The organism is Crassaminicella profunda, assembly GCF_019884785.1.
GTDB classification, from domain to species: domain Bacteria; phylum Bacillota; class Clostridia; order Peptostreptococcales; family Thermotaleaceae; genus Crassaminicella; species Crassaminicella profunda.
Genome location: NZ_CP082326.1, coordinates 1,666,414 through 1,683,578, shown reverse-complemented (window position 1 = coordinate 1,683,578; position 17,165 = coordinate 1,666,414). Strand labels below are relative to the sequence as shown.

Here is a 17,165-nt window from a genome sequence, read left to right as displayed (position 1 = left end):
GAGGACATTTATCGCATTGAATGAAATAATTGGCTATACAAAAAGAGCCTTATTAGGCTCTTGGATGGGCTTTATTATAAACTTCTTTAATTTTATTTTTTGTAAGGAGTGTATAAACTTGTGTAGTTGAAATATCTGAGTGTCCCAGCATTTCTTGAACAGATTTTAAATCAGCACCATTTTGAAGTAAATGGGTTGCAAAGGAATGTCTTAAAGTATGAGGTGTAATTTTTTTATCAATTTTCGCTTTTTGTGTATACTTTTTAATAATTTTCCAAAAACCTTGTCGTGTTAATCGTCTCCCATAATAATTTACAAATAAAGCCTCTTCTGTTTCTTCCTTGATAATATTTTTCCGAACCGTTTTTATATATCTTTCCAAAGCCTTTTTCGCCATAGATCCTATCGGGATAATTCTTTCTTTTGAATGGTTATTACAACATTTAATATATGCCATATCTAGATTTGCGTGAAAATAATCTAATGCTACTAGTTCAGAAACACGCATACCCGTTGCATATAAAAGCTCTAACATAGCTTTATCTCTTATCCCTTTTTCACTATTTTCATCAGGTTGCCCTAATAATAATTCAACTTCTTTTAATGTTAAAATAGCAGGTAATCGCTTCTCTGATTTAGGAGATTCTAAATGAATAGTTGGATCTTTATCAATGTATTGCTCATTTAGCAAAAATTGAGAGAAAGAACGAATAGATGCAAGATTTCTTGAAATAGTAGATGTGGCTTTTCCAGATTTTTGTAAATATAATAAATAAGTAATAATTGTCGTCTTATTAACCTCTTTCATATATTGTATATTTCTTCCTTCTAAAAACGCTATAAATTGTGAAATATCTCTTTTATATGACTCTAAAGTATTTTTAGATACTTCTTTTTCATGAACTAAGTAATGGGTAAAACCTTTTAAGTAGTTATTCATAAAATTTATCCCCTTTGTTTATAAATCCATCTTCTGATATTATTCAACAAATATAATAAAAATCCTCTAATCTTTTCATTATTTCATCATACATTTTAAAATTTGAAAAAAATTTTCCTTGAAACTACTTTCTTCTATATACATCTTTGCTACAAAAGTACTATTTCCTCTAGGTGGATCATTTCTTTCTTGAATAGTAAACATATTCATTACATGATCAACTAATTGAGGTAATAAAATAGAAAAGATTACCAGAATCAATATGATTTTTAAAAACAAGCCTAAATATTTAGTCATTTCTAATTCCTCCAAAATTCTTACATATACTTAGAAAGGGCTTTCATAAATACAGGTGTTACATAAGCTTCAATAATACATCCTAGTATAATAAAAAAGAAAATCGAGGCATTAATCGTACTATATAAAATAAATTGTCTAAAAGTACTATTGTTTGTATTATAAGACTTGTTTAGTCTATTCCTAACAAGCATTTTAGAAAATCCAATACCAATAACAGCAATGACAATAATACTTGGTATGATAATTAAATTTTGAGGAAATATTGAAATAAAAGAAAAAAGAATTCCTTTAACTCCAAGCTGTTCTACCAAAAATCCAACTGTAAAACCTATAATTAATCCTCGTATAGCAACTAACAATAATATGAGAGGCATTCCTATAACGGTTATACCTAAAACCCAAATTAACGCTGCAGTTTGTAAATTATTCATTAATGATTGTTTTAATACAGAAGAAGCATCTATAGGTTTATTACTTAAAATATGAAAAAAATCCCTCATATAACTAATCAGTTCCTGTTTTTGATAATCTGCTAAAGCTTTTACGGTAAATGCTCCCGATGAAATTCCTATAATAAAAAACATGCACACAAAAAAATATAGTATCCCATTACCTTGTATATGCTTAAATGCAATCGTTCGAAATCTCTTGAGCAAAGCAAATCCCCCTCTCACATATCTTTTGTTTGTAAAATATTATGCAAGATGGGGGAAATTTATGACTTGTCTTATATATTTTGTCCAATTCATATTATACAAGTAAATCTTTTACTGCTAAAATTGCCATAATGGTTTTACTATCTTTTATTTTTCCATCATAAATCATTTCCACTAACTCATTGATGCCTATATATTCAAGCTCAATATACTCATCTTCATCAGGACATGCTTCTCCACTAATAAGATCTTTTGCTAAGTATAAGTGGATTACTTCATTTGAAAAACCCGCAGACGTGTAAAAACTAAATAAAAATTTTATATCTTTTGCTTCATAACCAGTCTCTTCTTTTAATTCCCTTATAGCACAGGTTAGAGGCTTTTCATTTTTGTCTATTTTACCAGCTGGAATCTCTAATAAAATGCTATCCACTGGCTTTCTAAACTGTTTTACCATGACAATTTTATTATCCTCTGTAATAGGTACAATTGCTACTGCCCCAGGATGTTCTACAATTTCTCGAGTAGCTTTTTTTTCTCCTGGTAATAACACTGTATCTACTCGTAGATTAATCATCTTTCCATCAAAAATCTTATTGGATTTGATAGTAATTTCATTTGGTATCATTTTTTACCTCCCCTAGGAATATTTTAAGACAAGCTACCATATAATATGATAACAAAAAAATTAAGGATGTGATGCAATGTATAAAATCGTAACAACAAATCAACTTTATCTCTTCGGTAAAATTTCTGATTTATTAGAGGTTTTAGAAGACCTTTCTAATAAATATACTACTCTACAGTCTTTAATTGATGATCATTTAAAACCATAACACCTAATTTCCCGGCCATGGCCGCTGTAATGAAATATTCTTGATCTTGTAAAAGATTTCTTCCCATTGTACGCATATTAAAAGTTGAGTTTTTAAGAACATCTATAGCATTACCTGGATTCATATATATTATTTTATGTTTTTTTTCAATCATTGTATTCTTTAACTGAGAAGAAATATAATCTTTTTTACTTTCTTCAAATTTAGGAATAGGAAGCATTGCTTTTGTCTTACTTATTTTATCCAATACGGTAATAGTGTGGTGACTAATTCCTTGATGTCTTTTTCGTTTATCTGCAAAGCTTATTCTTAAAGCAGCAATAGCTTCTCCTCCTAGATCATTAACTGCATCAATCATATATCCTTGCTCTATACCGCTAAAACCATATTGTGTACCTGTTCCAGCTATCCCAGGTCCCATTGTTACAATAGCTATATCACATTTTAATATTTCTTTTGCTGCAATAAGCCCATTATAAATATTTATACAATCTAAATCGCCTCCAAAAGCATTTCCAATGGTAACGGTACCATTTATCAGTTCTTCTTCTTTCAATTTCTTTACAATATTACTAAAATCTATAGGAAGTGCTGCTCCATCCGTCATAATATATGCAATTTTTATATTTTGATTCATAGATTTTATCATTTCTATCATTGGTGGCAACATACTATGTAAAGTTCCTACAATTACAGGCATGCCCTCTAAAGACTTGAAGTTCTTGAAAACCTCATGATATTTACTTTCTTGTTCTTCCGCAGCAAATACTTTTAATTGATAAGGCGTATACCTTAATTTCATAATATGCCCACCCTCTGATAGATCTTTATCACTATTATCTAAATTAGATAGTACAAAGTGATATCCACCCGTTCCAAGATTTAGATCCACTGCAGTCGTATTTAATAATAAAGTATTACCAATATCTACATTTCCCGTTAGCCTATTATAATTAACAGCCTTGTAATCTATATCATTAATTTTTACCAAAACTTCAGTCTTATTATTGTCTCTATTTAGAATTTCAATAACTTTTCCAACTTTTATACCTATCAATTTTTTCCCTCTTTTCACTAAAAGTTTATGAAATGTAAAAATATAAGAGAATACCTTTGATAACTTTTACAAAAGTTATCTGGTATAAACATACTTTTTTATATTTCTTCTTTATGCAAGAAAAAGGCAGATCTTTTATCTACCTATTTCATCAAGATACTTTAATATTTTCACTTTTTGAATGGTTTCTGTTAAGGAATACTTCTCCGTATACAGATGTAATAAGATTAAAAATCCTAGTACACTCATGCGTATAGAAAAATTTAAACTACTACATACAATTCCTAAAGAAATACCTAAAATATTAGAACCTACATCTCCCATCATGGATTTTGCTTTCAAATCATATGGGATATAAGCTAATGCACAACCAATTACTCCCAACAACAGAAATCGAAAAGTTTCATAAATAGGGCTCAAAACTAAAATAACACCCGTAAATAAAAATCCTTTTAATGCTCTACCTGGGCGTAAATCTAATAGATTTATGAAATTGGTAAAAAGAGCAATAATCAATGTATTGATAAAAATATCTAAAATATTCTTAGAAACAATGATACTAATTGTCAATGCCAGTAAGCCTCCGAAAACAGCTTTAAAACCTCCTGTTGTCAATTCAAATTTCAGCAACATTTTAAGATGCCCTTTAAGCCCTGTAACATTTCTATTTCCTAATAAATCATCTAATAATCCAGCAAATCCCATCCCTAAAGTTCCTACTAAAAATAGTACTACATAAACAATATTGTTTTTATTTAGCAAGATCACTAAAAAAATAGTATTGATCGTAAGCACTGGAATAAATATAAGTCCCATCCCTACAGGAATATTCTCCCCTTTATAATTACTCTTTACGCACTCTGTCTCATATAATAGCCTCATGAACATAGGGATGACCAATCTAGCAAAAATAAAACCTAAAAACAAACAACCAAACCTTATTAACATTACTTCATCACCTCTTTTCGCTTCCTAAGTAATGTTAATAATATTTGATAAAATTGTCTTCCTCTATGTACAAAACTTTTAAAATCTCTACCCGTTTCTCTATGCGTCATATTTACATCCACTTCTTGTATCCTATACCCCATATTTAAAATATCAATAGTCATTCCTACTTCAACCCCATAATCTGTAGGGAATTTTTCAAATCTTCTAAGGACCTCCGTCTTAAAAGCCCTTTGTCCTGAAAGAGAAGTATATATAATATGTCCTGTATAAAATTTCACACCATATTTTGCAAGATTTTTAACGAGTCCAAAACCACCTTTTTTCTTTGCAGCAGGAAATCTTGCAATGGTTACATCCGCTTGATCTTCTAATATGGGCAGGATTAAATTATCTATCTCTGATGCAGTTTTTCCAATATCTCCATCTAGAAAAATAATAATATCACTTTCCTTTTGTACTTTCTCGATTCCAAAATTTAATGCAAATCCTTTTCCTCTATTTTCATCTAATCTATACACTTCAACATGGGTGCTTTTTGCAATAGTATAGGTATTGTCCTTTGAACCATCATCTATAATTACTATTCTATCTACATAATTTGAAGCTTTCATTGCATCTATAGTAGACTTTATTCTATCCCCTTCATTATAAGCTGGTACTAAAACCGTAACCTTCTTAGACATATAATCAACTCCTAGTCTACTGTTATAAATCCTTCTGGAACTAAATTATCAGCTGTTTCTTTTTCTCCAAAATGGCCTTCTTGACCACTTACTACCATCAACATAGAGATTTTGCCTATGATTGTATCTACATTATCTACTGTAGATATTCTAAGCTTTTTATATTCCCCTATATTAGAATAAGCAACCTCTATTTTTTCAACAGCCATAATAGGAATGTTTTTGCTTTTACTATAATTAATAATTGGTTGATCAAATTTATTGAATATGTTTTGATCTTTATCAATACTTCCTCCTGCTATAACAATATAATCAGCAGGTACAATGAAATCATCTGCATAATCAATGATTTTCTTTTCTTTTAGCTTCTCTATAAATGCTTTATCTTCTCCAGAAACTAATACATCACAAAATTTCTTAATGATTTGTTCTTCTAAATCTACTGAATCTCCTGCTATACCAAATTCTTGGGCTATTTCTATTATTCCTTCTTTATTTCCTTCTTTTATAATCATGTTTGTTACATTACTAACCCCTGCTTTTTTAAAAGCATCATTAACCCCTGAATAATCATAATGTTCACTAGTTTCTAGAACCATAACATTTAAATCTTTCAATTTATCTTTTACAAGTTCTGGATAAATCTTATTAAGAAATCTTTCATTCTTATCTTTTTCTAGATTCAATACATCTATTTTTTCTTGCAAACTATCCTGCTTTATTTTGAATTCATCAAATTTACTTTCAAGTTGCGCAACAATTTCCTTTTGCTGGTCTACTATTAAATCTTGTCCATCTAACATAATCCCAATAAATATTCCTATTCCTATGGCTAAAAATATTGCAACTATTGTTATGACATAATACTTTAAATTAATTACCAAATGTGATACCTCCCTAAAAATTCCATTGGAAAAACAAATTTTAATTTTATAAGAAATAATTTAAATAGCTGTTGGACAGTAGGAGATAATGCACCTACAATAAATATAGGAATCATTGCACCAAATGCAAGACCTGCAAAATGTTTGAATTTTACACTTTCTCTATATAATTTATTTACACCTTTTGCATCAACAAGTTTTGACCCCACCTTTAATCGAACAAGAAATGTACTAGCCATTCCTTTTCTTCCCTTTTCAAGAAAATCAACCATATTAGAATGGGTTCCTACTGCTACAATTAATTCTGTCTCATTATCAAAGGCAAGTAGCATGGCAATATCTTCACTTGTCCCAGGTGCTGGAAATACGATGCTTTTAAGTCCTAATTCTTCAATCCTTTTCAGTCCTGGTGCTCGACCATCACGATAAGCATGTACAACTATTTCCTTACAAGCTTTTAAACATTCATCGGAAACACTATCCATATCTCCCACGATCATATCAGGAATATATCCACATTCCATCAGCGCATCACCACCACCATCCACACCAATAAGAATCGGATTAAATTCCTCAATATATGATTTTATAGCATGTAAATCTTCTTTATAATTTTGCCCTCTTACAACAACTAATGTATGTCTTCCTTTAAACCTTGTAGTTACTTTGGGAATCTTTAAATTTCCCAATAACATGTCCTTTTCTTTTTTAGCATATTCCAGTGTATTTTCAATAAATTTATCTAATTCAAATTGAAAATTCTTACTGGTATCTTCTAGCTGCTTCTTGATTAATTCTTTTGTCAATAAGGTTCCAGTTCCAATGCATTTTTCATCTATATATATTTTATTATCTCTAATTTCTAAATGATCCCCTTCATTGATCTTAGAAAACACTTCATCTCCTACATGATCTAAAATAGGAATTCCTGCTTTTTCTAAAATTTCAGGACCTAAATTAGGATATCGTCCACTAATAGATTCAGCAGCATTAATTACCATACATGGTTTACACATGACTAAAGAATTAGCAGCTACTTCATCTATATCTTCGTGATTGATCACTGCAATTTCTCCTGGACTTAACCTGTTGACAAGCTCTTTTGTTCTTTTATCAATTCTTCCAATGCCTATGGTTAACATATATTTCCTCCAGTTGTTTTTTCTTTAGTATTGCTCATTTTTCATAAATAATACCAAAACTTCACAAAGCTTATTATATCATAATCATCCTACATATTATATAATTTTTTTTCAATATATTACAAAATACCACCTAGCTATAGTTATTCTAACCAATAGCTAGGTGATATTTTATCTTGAAACAAATAAAGTTGCTTTGATAGATCCATCTAATAAACTAAGCAAAATATTTTCTTTTTTCCCATTTGTTAAAATCATTGGAATACCATAATTATTTACCTTGCGAGCTGCTTCAATCTTTGTAGAAATTCCTCCTGTTCCAAATTCATTGACTTTCCCTATTTCAATAATTTTTAATAGTTCCTCAATATCTGTAATTTGTTCAAGAAATTTTGCATCTTTATATTCCTTTGGATTTTTATTATATACACCATCAATATCGCTAAACATAATTAATAAATCTGCATCCCAAAGATTTGCTGTAAGAGCTGCTAGAGTATCATTATCCCCTATCTTTATTTCAGCAACACTTACTGTATCATTTTCATTGATAATAGGAATAACCCCCTCATCAATTAAAGTAAACAACGTGTTTCGAATATTTAAAGTTCGATTGGTATCTGATAAATCCTCTCTTGTTAAAAGCATTTGTCCAATATGAATGTCATATTTGTTAAAAGCCTTTCTATAGGAATCCATTAATTCTACTTGCCCAATAGCACATAAAGCCTGCTTATAATGAATATCTCCCTTTCGCATCCATTTTCCGATTGTTCCTACCCCTGCTATTCTTGCACCAGAAGATACAATGACAATTTCCTTTCCTTGATCTCTTAAAAAGTTTACTTGCTCACTAAACTTTTTTAAAAACTCTTTATTGATAGATCCATCTTCATTAGCCAATGTATTACTTCCAATCTTAATAACAATTTTCTTAGCTTTATTCATAATTGCTGATAACATCTTATCCCTCTATTCTCTAATTTGTCCATTTCCTTGCACTGTATATTTTACAGTTACTAATTCATTAAGACCCATTGGTCCTCGAGCATGCATTTTTTGTGTACTAATACCCATCTCTGCTCCGAATCCGAATTGTCCTCCATCTGTAAATCTTGTAGAAGCATTTACATATACAGCTGCTGCATCTACCTTTCTTAAAAACTCATTGGCATTTGTTACTTTTTGCGTTAGAATAGCTTCTGAATGCTTTGTTCCATAAGTAGCAATATGTGCAATTGCACCATCTACATCTTCAACTATTTTAATAGCTAAAATATAATCTAAATATTCTTCAGCCCAATCCTCTTTTGTTGCTGCCTTTACAGATATGATTCTTTGCGTGGCATCACAACCTCGTATCTCTACTCGATCCTTTAGGCAATCATATAATTTAGGTAAAAATACATCTGCTATATTTTTATGAACTAATACGGTTTCACAAGCATTACAAACTCCTGGTCTTTGTACTTTTGCATTTTCAATAATATCCACTGCTCTTTCTAAGTCAGCCGTTTCATCTACAAATATATGACAATTTCCTACACCTGTTTCAATGGTTGGCACCGTTGCGTTCTTTACAACAAATTGGATTAAATCTTTTCCACCCCTTGGAATAATTAAATCAATATATTCATTTAAAGTTAGCATCTCTTTTACAATTGCTCGATTTGTATCATCTACTAGGGCAATTACATCTTCAGATATAGAACTTTTTTTAAGTCCTTCTTTAATAGCATACACTAAAGCTTTGTTTGAATAAATAGAAGTTGAACTTCCACGAAGCAAAATACAATTTCCACTTTTTAATGCAAGAGAAAAAGCATCTACTGTTACATTGGGTCTTGATTCATAAATAATTCCAATAACACCCATAGGTACGGTCATTTTACTTACTGTAAGACCGTTTTCCAAAGTCCATACCTCATTGCTTCTCCATACAGGATCTTTTAGGTCCATAATCGTTTTGATTCCTTCTATCATATCATCAATTCTTTTTTCGCTTAACCGAAGACGATCAATCAAACTTTCTTTCATATTATTGTTTTTCGCTTTTTCAATATCTTTTCTATTTTCTTCTAGAATGAATGCTTCATGTTCTTTTAGACTAAATGCTACTTCCTGTAATGCTTTATTTTTAGATTTTGTATCTATAGTCGCTAAAGCTCTTGATGCTTCATGCAGTACTTTACATTTTTCAACTAAAGACATATGATCACTCCTTTTTCATATAATAAAAAACCCTCATCCCCTAAGGGACGAGAGTTTACCCGCGGTACCACCCTAATTAGCCAATTGGCTCATCTTAGATAATCGTAACGTGATTATAACCGTAATGACTTCACTTGTCATATGCTCCAGAGCGGGTTCAAAAAGATAGTTTATAAGACTCTCACCATTGTCCTATTCTCTGTGAAACATTTCTCTTTTACTATTCTCCTTCAAAGCATCATACTATTCATATTTAAAGATTATTATATCTAAAAATTCATTTCATGTCAATGTCACATTTTATACCTTTAAATCAACTTCTATACCTAATAGATCTTGATTCTCATCTACTATAGGTTGAATATATTCTTCTATAAACTCAATTACCTGTTGTGCTGCTCTACCTATAAAAAGTTTTGAATCCATCAAACTACTAATTTCTTCTTTTGAAAGTCCAAAGGTTTCATCATTTGCAATTCTTATTAATAAATCATTCTCTTTTCCTTCTTGCTTTACTTGTTTCGCAGCTTCCATGGAATGAACTCTAATCTTTTCATGAAGTTCTTGTCGATCTCCACCTCTTTTTACAGCTTCCATAATGATATTTTCTGTTGCCATAAAGGGAAGTTCATTCATTACATGTTGATGAATTACCTTTTCATAAACTACTAATCCAGAAGATATATTGATACAGATCTCAAGTATAGCATCTACAGCTAAAAAAGCTTCCGGTATAGAAATTCTTCTATTTGCAGAATCATCTAAGGTTCTCTCAAACCACTGTGTAGCAGTTGTCATAGCAGGATTCATTGTAAGTGCCATCACATGTCTAGAAAGAGAGGCTACCCTTTCACTTCTCATAGGATTTCTTTTATATGCCATAGCAGAAGAGCCGATTTGGGTAGATTCAAAAGGTTCTTCTACTTCTTTTAAATGTTGAAGTAGTCTTATATCATTTGTCATCTTATGGGCACTTTGCGCAATACCACTTAAGACAGATAATACTTTATAATCTAATTTTCTTGAATAGGTTTGTCCTGTCACTGGAAAAGTTTTTTCAAACCCTAGCTTCTTTGCTACAAGCTTATCTAGTTTTTTTACTTTTTCATGATCCCCATCAAACAATTTCAAGAAACTTGCTTGAGTACCTGTTGTTCCTTTTACCCCTCTCATTTTCATGCTTGCTAATACATTTTCAATATCTTCACAATCCATCAAAAGATCCATCAACCATAAAGTAGCTCTTTTCCCAACAGTAGTAAGCTGCGCAGGTTGAAAATGAGTAAATCCTAGAGTAGGTATATCTTTATACTCTACGGAAAATTTAGAAAGCTTATTTAACAGATTGATAATTTTTTTTCTTATCATTTTCATAGCGCTTTGCATAATAATTACATCTGTATTATCTCCAACATAAGCACTTGTTGCCCCTAGATGAATGATGGGTTTCGCTTTAGGACATTGTACCCCAAAAGCATATACATGAGACATTACATCATGTCTTGTCTCTTTTTCTCTCTTTTTAGCCACATCATAATTAATATCGTCACAATATTTTTTCATTTCATCTATTTGCTCTTGAGATATTTCAAGCCCTAATTCTTTCTCAGATTCTGCTAGAGCAATCCAAAGTTTTCTCCATGTTTTAAATTTTTCATCTGAAGAAAAAATTTCTGCCATCTCTCTACTCGCATATCTTGTAATCAATGGATTTTCATAAACTTTTGCCAATTTTCTTGCCCCTTTCCCTTTTATCATTAAGCTATTTATATTCTACACTATTCTTCAAAATCCTTCAAAAAATATTTATTTCATTTCTTTAATAGAATCATAAGTTACAAAAACCTTTCCAATAGTTGGAATGCCTGCTATCATTTCATCATGATAATCAGAACCTCCCGTAATAAAAAGATTATATTTTTTAGAAAGTTTAAAGTAAAGTCTATTATGAAAAACTGAATGCTTTGAATGATACACCTCTATTCCTTTTATGCCTTTTCTAATAATACCTTCTACATCTACTCCATCATCAATTAATCCTGGATGTGCCAGTACTGGTATTCCTTTGCTCTTTTCAATAATATGGATAGCCTCATCCACTGTTAATTTAAATCTCTCAACATATGCAGCTTTTCCCTTTTTGAGTAACTTTTCAAATGCTTCTTGCATGGAAGACATATATCCTTTTTGAACAAGTATTCTAGCTATATGAGGCCTGCCAATAGCCCCTTCTTTTACTACCCCTTTCACTTCTGAAAAATGGATATCATAATTCAATTTTTGTAGCTTATCAATTATTAATTCTGCCCTTTTGAATCTATAATTTTTAATTGCATTTGTTATATCAATAAGCTCTAAATTCTCATAATCCACAAAATATCCTAGTATATGAATTTCTACCCCATGGTATAAGGTACTAAATTCTATACCTGGTATAACTAAAAAATTATCATATTGTTCTGAAGCCCTTATGGCTTCTTTGATTCCATCAATAGTATCATGATCTGTTATAGCAACGCCTTTAAGACCTCTTTTTTTTGCCCAATCTACAATTTCTGTAGGAGATAAAATACCATCTGATGCACTAGTATGTACATGCATATCTACCCTACCATTCATAACTTCACCTTCTTTTTTGTCATTACATTGAAAAACCTTCTATCATGAAAGCTCTTTATATTCTATAAACATATTATACCTAATTGTAAAATACTTTATCATACAAAAAACCTGCTTTAAAAGCAGGTTTTTAATTATAATTTTTATCTAGGTTCAACAATTAATTTTATTGCTGTTCTTTCCTCCCCGTCTATCAATATATCTGTAAAAGCTGGAATACAGATTAGATCCACACCACTAGGAGCAACAAATCCTCTAGCAATGGCTACCGCTTTCACTGCTTGATTTAGAGCACCTGCACCAATAGCTTGGATTTCAGCACCCCCACGTTCTCTTAAAACGCCAGCTAGTGCTCCTGCAACAGAATTTGGACTTGATTTTGCTGATACTTTTAATACTTCCATGATTATAGCCCCCCTAAATTTTAAATGTCATTTGGTTTTATTTAACAAATGTATTTTATTATTATATTCTACATATGTATCGCAAATCCTTTTTTTCAAATAATAAATTTGAAATTTTTTTAAAATTGATAAAAAAATTAGCATTATGATTTTCGCATATGCTCATCTCGCAAGTTTTATTACAAAAGCACTCTTTTGTAATAAAACTTACTCAAAATGGTTAAGCATTTAATTTTTCAATCATAAGTTATCCATAAATTTTGAATTTTACAATTTCTCAAAGCATAAAAAAAATAAAAGAAGTCGAAACTTCTTTTATTTTGCATATTCAATTGCTCTTGTCTCCCTAATAACATTCACCTTTATTTGACCAGGATATTCTAATTCACTCTCAATTTTCTTTGTAACTTCACGTGCTAAATAAATAATATCTTCATCTGCCATTTCATCTGGTTTTACCATAATTCTTATCTCACGACCTGCTTGAATGGCAAATGATTTTTCTACGCCTTCACTTGAGTTTGCTATTTCTTCAAGTTTTTGTAATCTCTTAATATAAGTTTCTAATGTCTCTCTTCTTGCACCTGGTCTAGCCGCAGATACAGCATCAGCAGCTGTAACTAGCACTGCTTCAATTGTATGAGGCTCATAATCCCCATGATGAGTAGACATAGCATGTATCACTTCACTAGATTCTTTATATTTCTTTAATAGACCCATACCTATATCCACATGAGTACCCTCTATTTCATGATCTACAGCTTTTCCAATATCATGAAGAAGTCCTGCTCTTTTTGCTAATTTCACATCTGTACCTAATTCAGCAGCCATCAACCCTGCTAAATGGGACACTTCTATAGAATGTTTTAATACGTTTTGGCCATAACTAGTTCTATACTTTAATCTACCTAATAATTTGATTAACTCAGGATGAATACTGTGAACACCTGTTTCAAATGTTGCTTGTTCACCCTCTTCTTTAATAATATTGTTTACTTCTTTCTTAGCTTTTTCTACCATTTCTTCAATTCTAGCTGGATGAATTCTTCCATCTACGATAAGTTTTTCTAGTGCTATTCTTGCTACTTCTCTTCTTATAGGATCGAAGCCTGAAAGAATTACTGCTTCTGGTGTATCATCAATTATTAGATCTATTCCTGTTAATGTCTCTAATGCTCTTATATTTCTTCCTTCCCTACCAATAATTCTCCCCTTCATTTCATCATTCGGAAGGGCTACTACAGATACGGTAGTCTCAGCCACATGATCTGCTGCACATTTTTGTATTGCATAAGCAATAATTTCTTTTGCTTTCTTTTCTCCATCTTCTTTTGCTCTTTGTTCAATTTCTTTAATCATCATAGCCGTTTCATGTTTTATTTCTTTTTGCGTATCATTTAAAAGTTGTTCTTTTGCTTGTTCAGACGTTAAACCTGATATTCTTTCCAACTCTTCAAGTTGTTTTTGATGAATTCCATTTATTTGTTCCTTTTTATCCGCTACTTCTTTTATTTTTTTGTTGAGTACTTCATCCTTCTTTTCTAGATTATCAGATTTTCTATCTAATGTTTCTTCCTTTTGCTGTAATCTTCTTTCCAACCTTTGTAGTTCATTACGTCTTTCTCTATTTTCTCTATCAAGTTCATTTCTTAATCTATGAACTTCTTCTTTTGCTTCAAGTAAAATCTCTTTTTTAGATGTTTCAGCCTGCTTTTTAGCTTCTGAAACTATTTCCTTGGCTCTGTTTTCTGCATTATTTATTTTACCCTCAGCAATATTCTTTCTTATAAAATATCCAATTCCAACACCTATAGCACCTGTTACAATGCTTACTACAATCTGAATAGAATTAATATCTAAACACCTCCCCATCTTAATCATAAGCAAATAATAAAACCGAGAAACCTCGGTTTTTAAATCTTTCTATGTTTTTTATAGATCAAAATTTAAAACACTATCCAGGCCTCATTATTCATCTACAGATACACCAATATCTGTTATAATTGTATATCTTTTTTTATATACTGTCAAGGTCATATTCTTTTACCCATTTTATTATAGGATGATGTCTATTCCTTTATTCCTAAAAAAAAAACCCATACGGGTTTTTTTATGATTCACTATCTACTGTAGCTACTAGTTCGTCTTCTTTCTTTAAAGGAAGCTGATGTAACTCTCTTATTTTATTCTCTACCTCAAGGGATATTCCAGTATTTTCAATTAAAAATTGTTTTGCATTTTCTCTACCTTGACCTAGCTTCTCATCTCCATAGCTATACCATGAACCAGCCTTTTTTATAATATCTTCTTTAACAGCACAATCTAAAATACTGCCTTCTTTTGATATGCCTGTACCATACATAATATCAAATTCTGCTACTTTAAAAGGAGGTGCTACTTTATTTTTTACAACTTTCACTCTTGTTCTATTCCCTATAATGCTGTCCGCTTTTTTTATTGATTCAATTCTTCTTACATCAAGTCTCACAGATGAATAAAATTTGAGAGCTCTTCCTCCAGTAGTTGTTTCTGGATTTCCAAACATTACCCCTACTTTTTCTCTCAATTGATTGATAAATATTGTAGATGTTTTTGATTTGTTAATCACACCTGTAAGCTTTCTTAATGCTTGAGACATAAGTCTTGCCTGAAGCCCCACATGACTATCTCCCATTTCCCCTTGGATCTCAGCTTTAGGAACTAATGCTGCAACTGAATCTACTACGATTACATCTATAGCGCCACTTCTAACTAGCGCTTCACATATTTCTAAAGCTTGTTCTCCAGTATCAGGTTGAGATACAACTAACTCATCAATATTTACACCTAAATGTTTCGCATATACAGGATCAAGTGCATGTTCAGCATCTATAAAAGCGGCAACGCCTCCAGTTTTTTGGGCTTCTGCTATAATATGAAGTGCAACTGTCGTTTTACCAGAAGACTCTGGTCCATATATTTCGATAATTCTTCCTCTTGGAATACCACCTATGCCCACAGCAATATCTAAATCTAGTGATCCAGTAGATATAGATTCGATATTTAATCTTGATGTATCTTCTCCTAGTTTCATAATAGAACCTTTTCCAAATTGCTTTTCTATTTGCCCCATGGCAATTTCTAACGCTTTTCTTTTCCCTTCCATAATTCACCAGATTCAATATCTGGTTTTCACCTACCTTTCTCTTCGTCGAACAAATGTTCTTAATTCATTATATACCATTCCTATTCTATGGTCAATCCTATTTATTTTTCTAGTACTTTTCTAATCATATTGAGTGCAAGCATACTCGTATAATTTCTTATTCGATTTCTATCTCCAAAAATATTATATTGATTGCATACAATATTTTCTTTATAAGCAAGACCAATATATACTAATCCTACAGGTTTTTCTTTTGTCCCACCACCAGGACCTGCTATCCCTGTTACAGATACGCATATTTCACTTCCAGTTGCAGCTTTTAATCCTAATACCATTTCTCTAGCTGTTTCTTCACTAACAGCGCCATGTTCTTTAAGCGTAGTCTCTTTCACACCTAATTCTTCAATTTTCGCTTCATTACTATATGTAACAATACTTCGATTCAAAGATTCTGATATTCCTGGAATACTTGTTAACTTTGCAGCAATTAATCCTCCCGTACATGATTCTGCAAAAGAAACAGAAACCTTTTCGTCTAACAATTTTTTCGCAACCACTTGGACTAATTCTTCATCATTATAGCTATATATATATTCCTCTAATCTATTTTTTATTTGATTTATTACAGGAATAATCATTTCCTGTGCTTTAGCTTCATTTTCAGCTTTGGCAGTAATACGAGCACTCACTTCTCCTTCCTTTGCATAAGTTGCAATAGTAGGATTTGATTGATGATTGATTAAATCCATTATGGCAGTTTCTAACGCAGATTCACCAATACCAAAAAATCTCAATACTTTTGAGTAAATCGTATCTTTTGACTTAGTTTTTAAATAATCCTTTACAGACTCAAACATGCTTTTCATTTCTTTAGGTGGCCCTGGAAGACTTATAACTATTTTTCCATCAAACTCAATAATAAATCCTGGTGCAGTTCCACAATCATTATCTAAGACAATACTATCTTTTGGTAAGTATGCCTGTTTTATATTATTTTCATTCATTTTCCTATTAAGATTTTTAAAATACGTACAAAGCTTTTCAAAGGACGGTTCATGCATTTCTAATTTTTTTCCTGCTACTCTCGCAATCGTCTCTTTTGTAAGATCATCCTGTGTTGGCCCTAGCCCCCCTGTAGTAATAATTAAATCCGATTTAGACAATGCATAATCTAATATATCTTTTAATCGATTTTCATTATCTCCAGCTGTAAAATGATGATATACATTTATTCCTAATCCATTCAGTTCTTGAGATAAATAAACTGTATTTGTATTTACAATCTGTCCAAATAAAATCTCTGTACCTACACTTATAATTGAACAATTCATTCCTAA

General features: G+C 31.1%; 17 protein-coding genes and 1 other annotated feature. All 17 genes read right to left on the bottom strand.

What is annotated here, in order from left to right:
* Positions 1–52: 52 nt before the first annotated feature.
* Positions 53–940 carry a site-specific tyrosine recombinase XerD gene (gene xerD / locus K7H06_RS07860; protein ID WP_223039327.1) on the bottom strand — a complete coding sequence of 296 codons (888 nt, stop codon included), beginning with the start codon at positions 938–940 and terminating at the stop codon, positions 53–55.
* 78 nt (positions 941–1,018) lie between these two features.
* Entirely contained in the window at positions 1,019–1,237 is a 219-nt protein-coding gene (locus tag K7H06_RS07855; protein ID WP_223039326.1) for a hypothetical protein, read from the bottom strand.
* Positions 1,238–1,257: 20 nt separating this feature from the next.
* Positions 1,258–1,896, bottom strand: coding sequence for a stage II sporulation protein M (spoIIM, locus tag K7H06_RS07850; RefSeq protein WP_223039325.1), 639 nt, complete (start codon positions 1,894–1,896; stop codon positions 1,258–1,260).
* A gap of 94 nt (positions 1,897–1,990) precedes the next feature.
* Positions 1,991–2,524 carry an NUDIX hydrolase gene (locus tag K7H06_RS07845; RefSeq protein ID WP_223039324.1) on the bottom strand — a complete coding sequence of 178 codons (534 nt, stop codon included), beginning with the start codon at positions 2,522–2,524 and terminating at the stop codon, positions 1,991–1,993.
* A gap of 167 nt (positions 2,525–2,691) precedes the next feature.
* Positions 2,692–3,789 (bottom strand): DUF3866 family protein, encoded by a 1,098-nt coding sequence (locus tag K7H06_RS07840; RefSeq protein WP_223039323.1) that lies wholly within the window; start codon positions 3,787–3,789, stop codon positions 2,692–2,694.
* A gap of 135 nt (positions 3,790–3,924) precedes the next feature.
* A complete protein-coding gene (locus K7H06_RS07835) occupies positions 3,925–4,737 on the bottom strand; it encodes an MraY family glycosyltransferase (protein WP_223039322.1) in 813 nt (270 codons plus the stop codon).
* Positions 4,737–5,423 (bottom strand): glycosyltransferase family 2 protein, encoded by a 687-nt coding sequence (locus K7H06_RS07830; protein ID WP_223039321.1) that lies wholly within the window; start codon positions 5,421–5,423, stop codon positions 4,737–4,739. The genes K7H06_RS07835 and K7H06_RS07830 overlap by 1 nt, the downstream gene beginning before the upstream one ends.
* A gap of 11 nt (positions 5,424–5,434) precedes the next feature.
* Positions 5,435–6,307: a copper transporter gene (locus K7H06_RS07825; RefSeq protein WP_223039320.1), complete on the bottom strand. Its 873-nt coding sequence runs from the start codon at positions 6,305–6,307 to the stop codon at positions 5,435–5,437.
* Positions 6,301–7,449: a putative cytokinetic ring protein SteA gene (gene steA, locus K7H06_RS07820; protein WP_223039319.1), complete on the bottom strand. Its 1,149-nt coding sequence runs from the start codon at positions 7,447–7,449 to the stop codon at positions 6,301–6,303. The genes K7H06_RS07825 and steA overlap by 7 nt, the downstream gene beginning before the upstream one ends.
* Before the next feature lie 171 nt (positions 7,450–7,620).
* The gene (proB, locus tag K7H06_RS07815; RefSeq protein WP_223039318.1) at positions 7,621–8,412 is read right to left on the bottom strand and encodes a glutamate 5-kinase; all 792 of its coding nucleotides are present in this window, start codon (positions 8,410–8,412) and stop codon (positions 7,621–7,623) included.
* A 9-nt stretch (positions 8,413–8,421) separates the two neighbouring features.
* Positions 8,422–9,660: a glutamate-5-semialdehyde dehydrogenase gene (locus tag K7H06_RS07810; protein WP_223039317.1), complete on the bottom strand. Its 1,239-nt coding sequence runs from the start codon at positions 9,658–9,660 to the stop codon at positions 8,422–8,424.
* A gap of 40 nt (positions 9,661–9,700) precedes the next feature.
* Positions 9,701–9,903: a binding site (T-box leader), on the bottom strand.
* Between the two features lie 57 nt (positions 9,904–9,960).
* Positions 9,961–11,391, bottom strand: coding sequence for an adenylosuccinate lyase (purB, locus tag K7H06_RS07805; RefSeq protein ID WP_223039316.1), 1,431 nt, complete (start codon positions 11,389–11,391; stop codon positions 9,961–9,963).
* 75 nt (positions 11,392–11,466) lie between these two features.
* The gene (locus K7H06_RS07800) at positions 11,467–12,279 is read right to left on the bottom strand and encodes a PHP domain-containing protein (RefSeq protein WP_223039315.1); all 813 of its coding nucleotides are present in this window, start codon (positions 12,277–12,279) and stop codon (positions 11,467–11,469) included.
* Between the two features lie 143 nt (positions 12,280–12,422).
* Positions 12,423–12,683, bottom strand: coding sequence for a stage V sporulation protein SpoVS (gene spoVS / locus K7H06_RS07795; protein WP_218282782.1), 261 nt, complete (start codon positions 12,681–12,683; stop codon positions 12,423–12,425).
* A gap of 315 nt (positions 12,684–12,998) precedes the next feature.
* Positions 12,999–14,564 carry a ribonuclease Y gene (gene rny / locus K7H06_RS07790; RefSeq protein ID WP_343216827.1) on the bottom strand — a complete coding sequence of 522 codons (1,566 nt, stop codon included), beginning with the start codon at positions 14,562–14,564 and terminating at the stop codon, positions 12,999–13,001.
* A 229-nt stretch (positions 14,565–14,793) separates the two neighbouring features.
* Positions 14,794–15,828, bottom strand: a complete 1,035-nt coding sequence (recA, locus tag K7H06_RS07785) for a recombinase RecA (protein ID WP_223039314.1) — start codon at positions 15,826–15,828, stop codon at positions 14,794–14,796.
* A 101-nt stretch (positions 15,829–15,929) separates the two neighbouring features.
* Positions 15,930–17,159, bottom strand: coding sequence for a competence/damage-inducible protein A (locus tag K7H06_RS07780; protein WP_223039313.1), 1,230 nt, complete (start codon positions 17,157–17,159; stop codon positions 15,930–15,932).
* Positions 17,160–17,165: the final 6 nt, after the last annotated feature.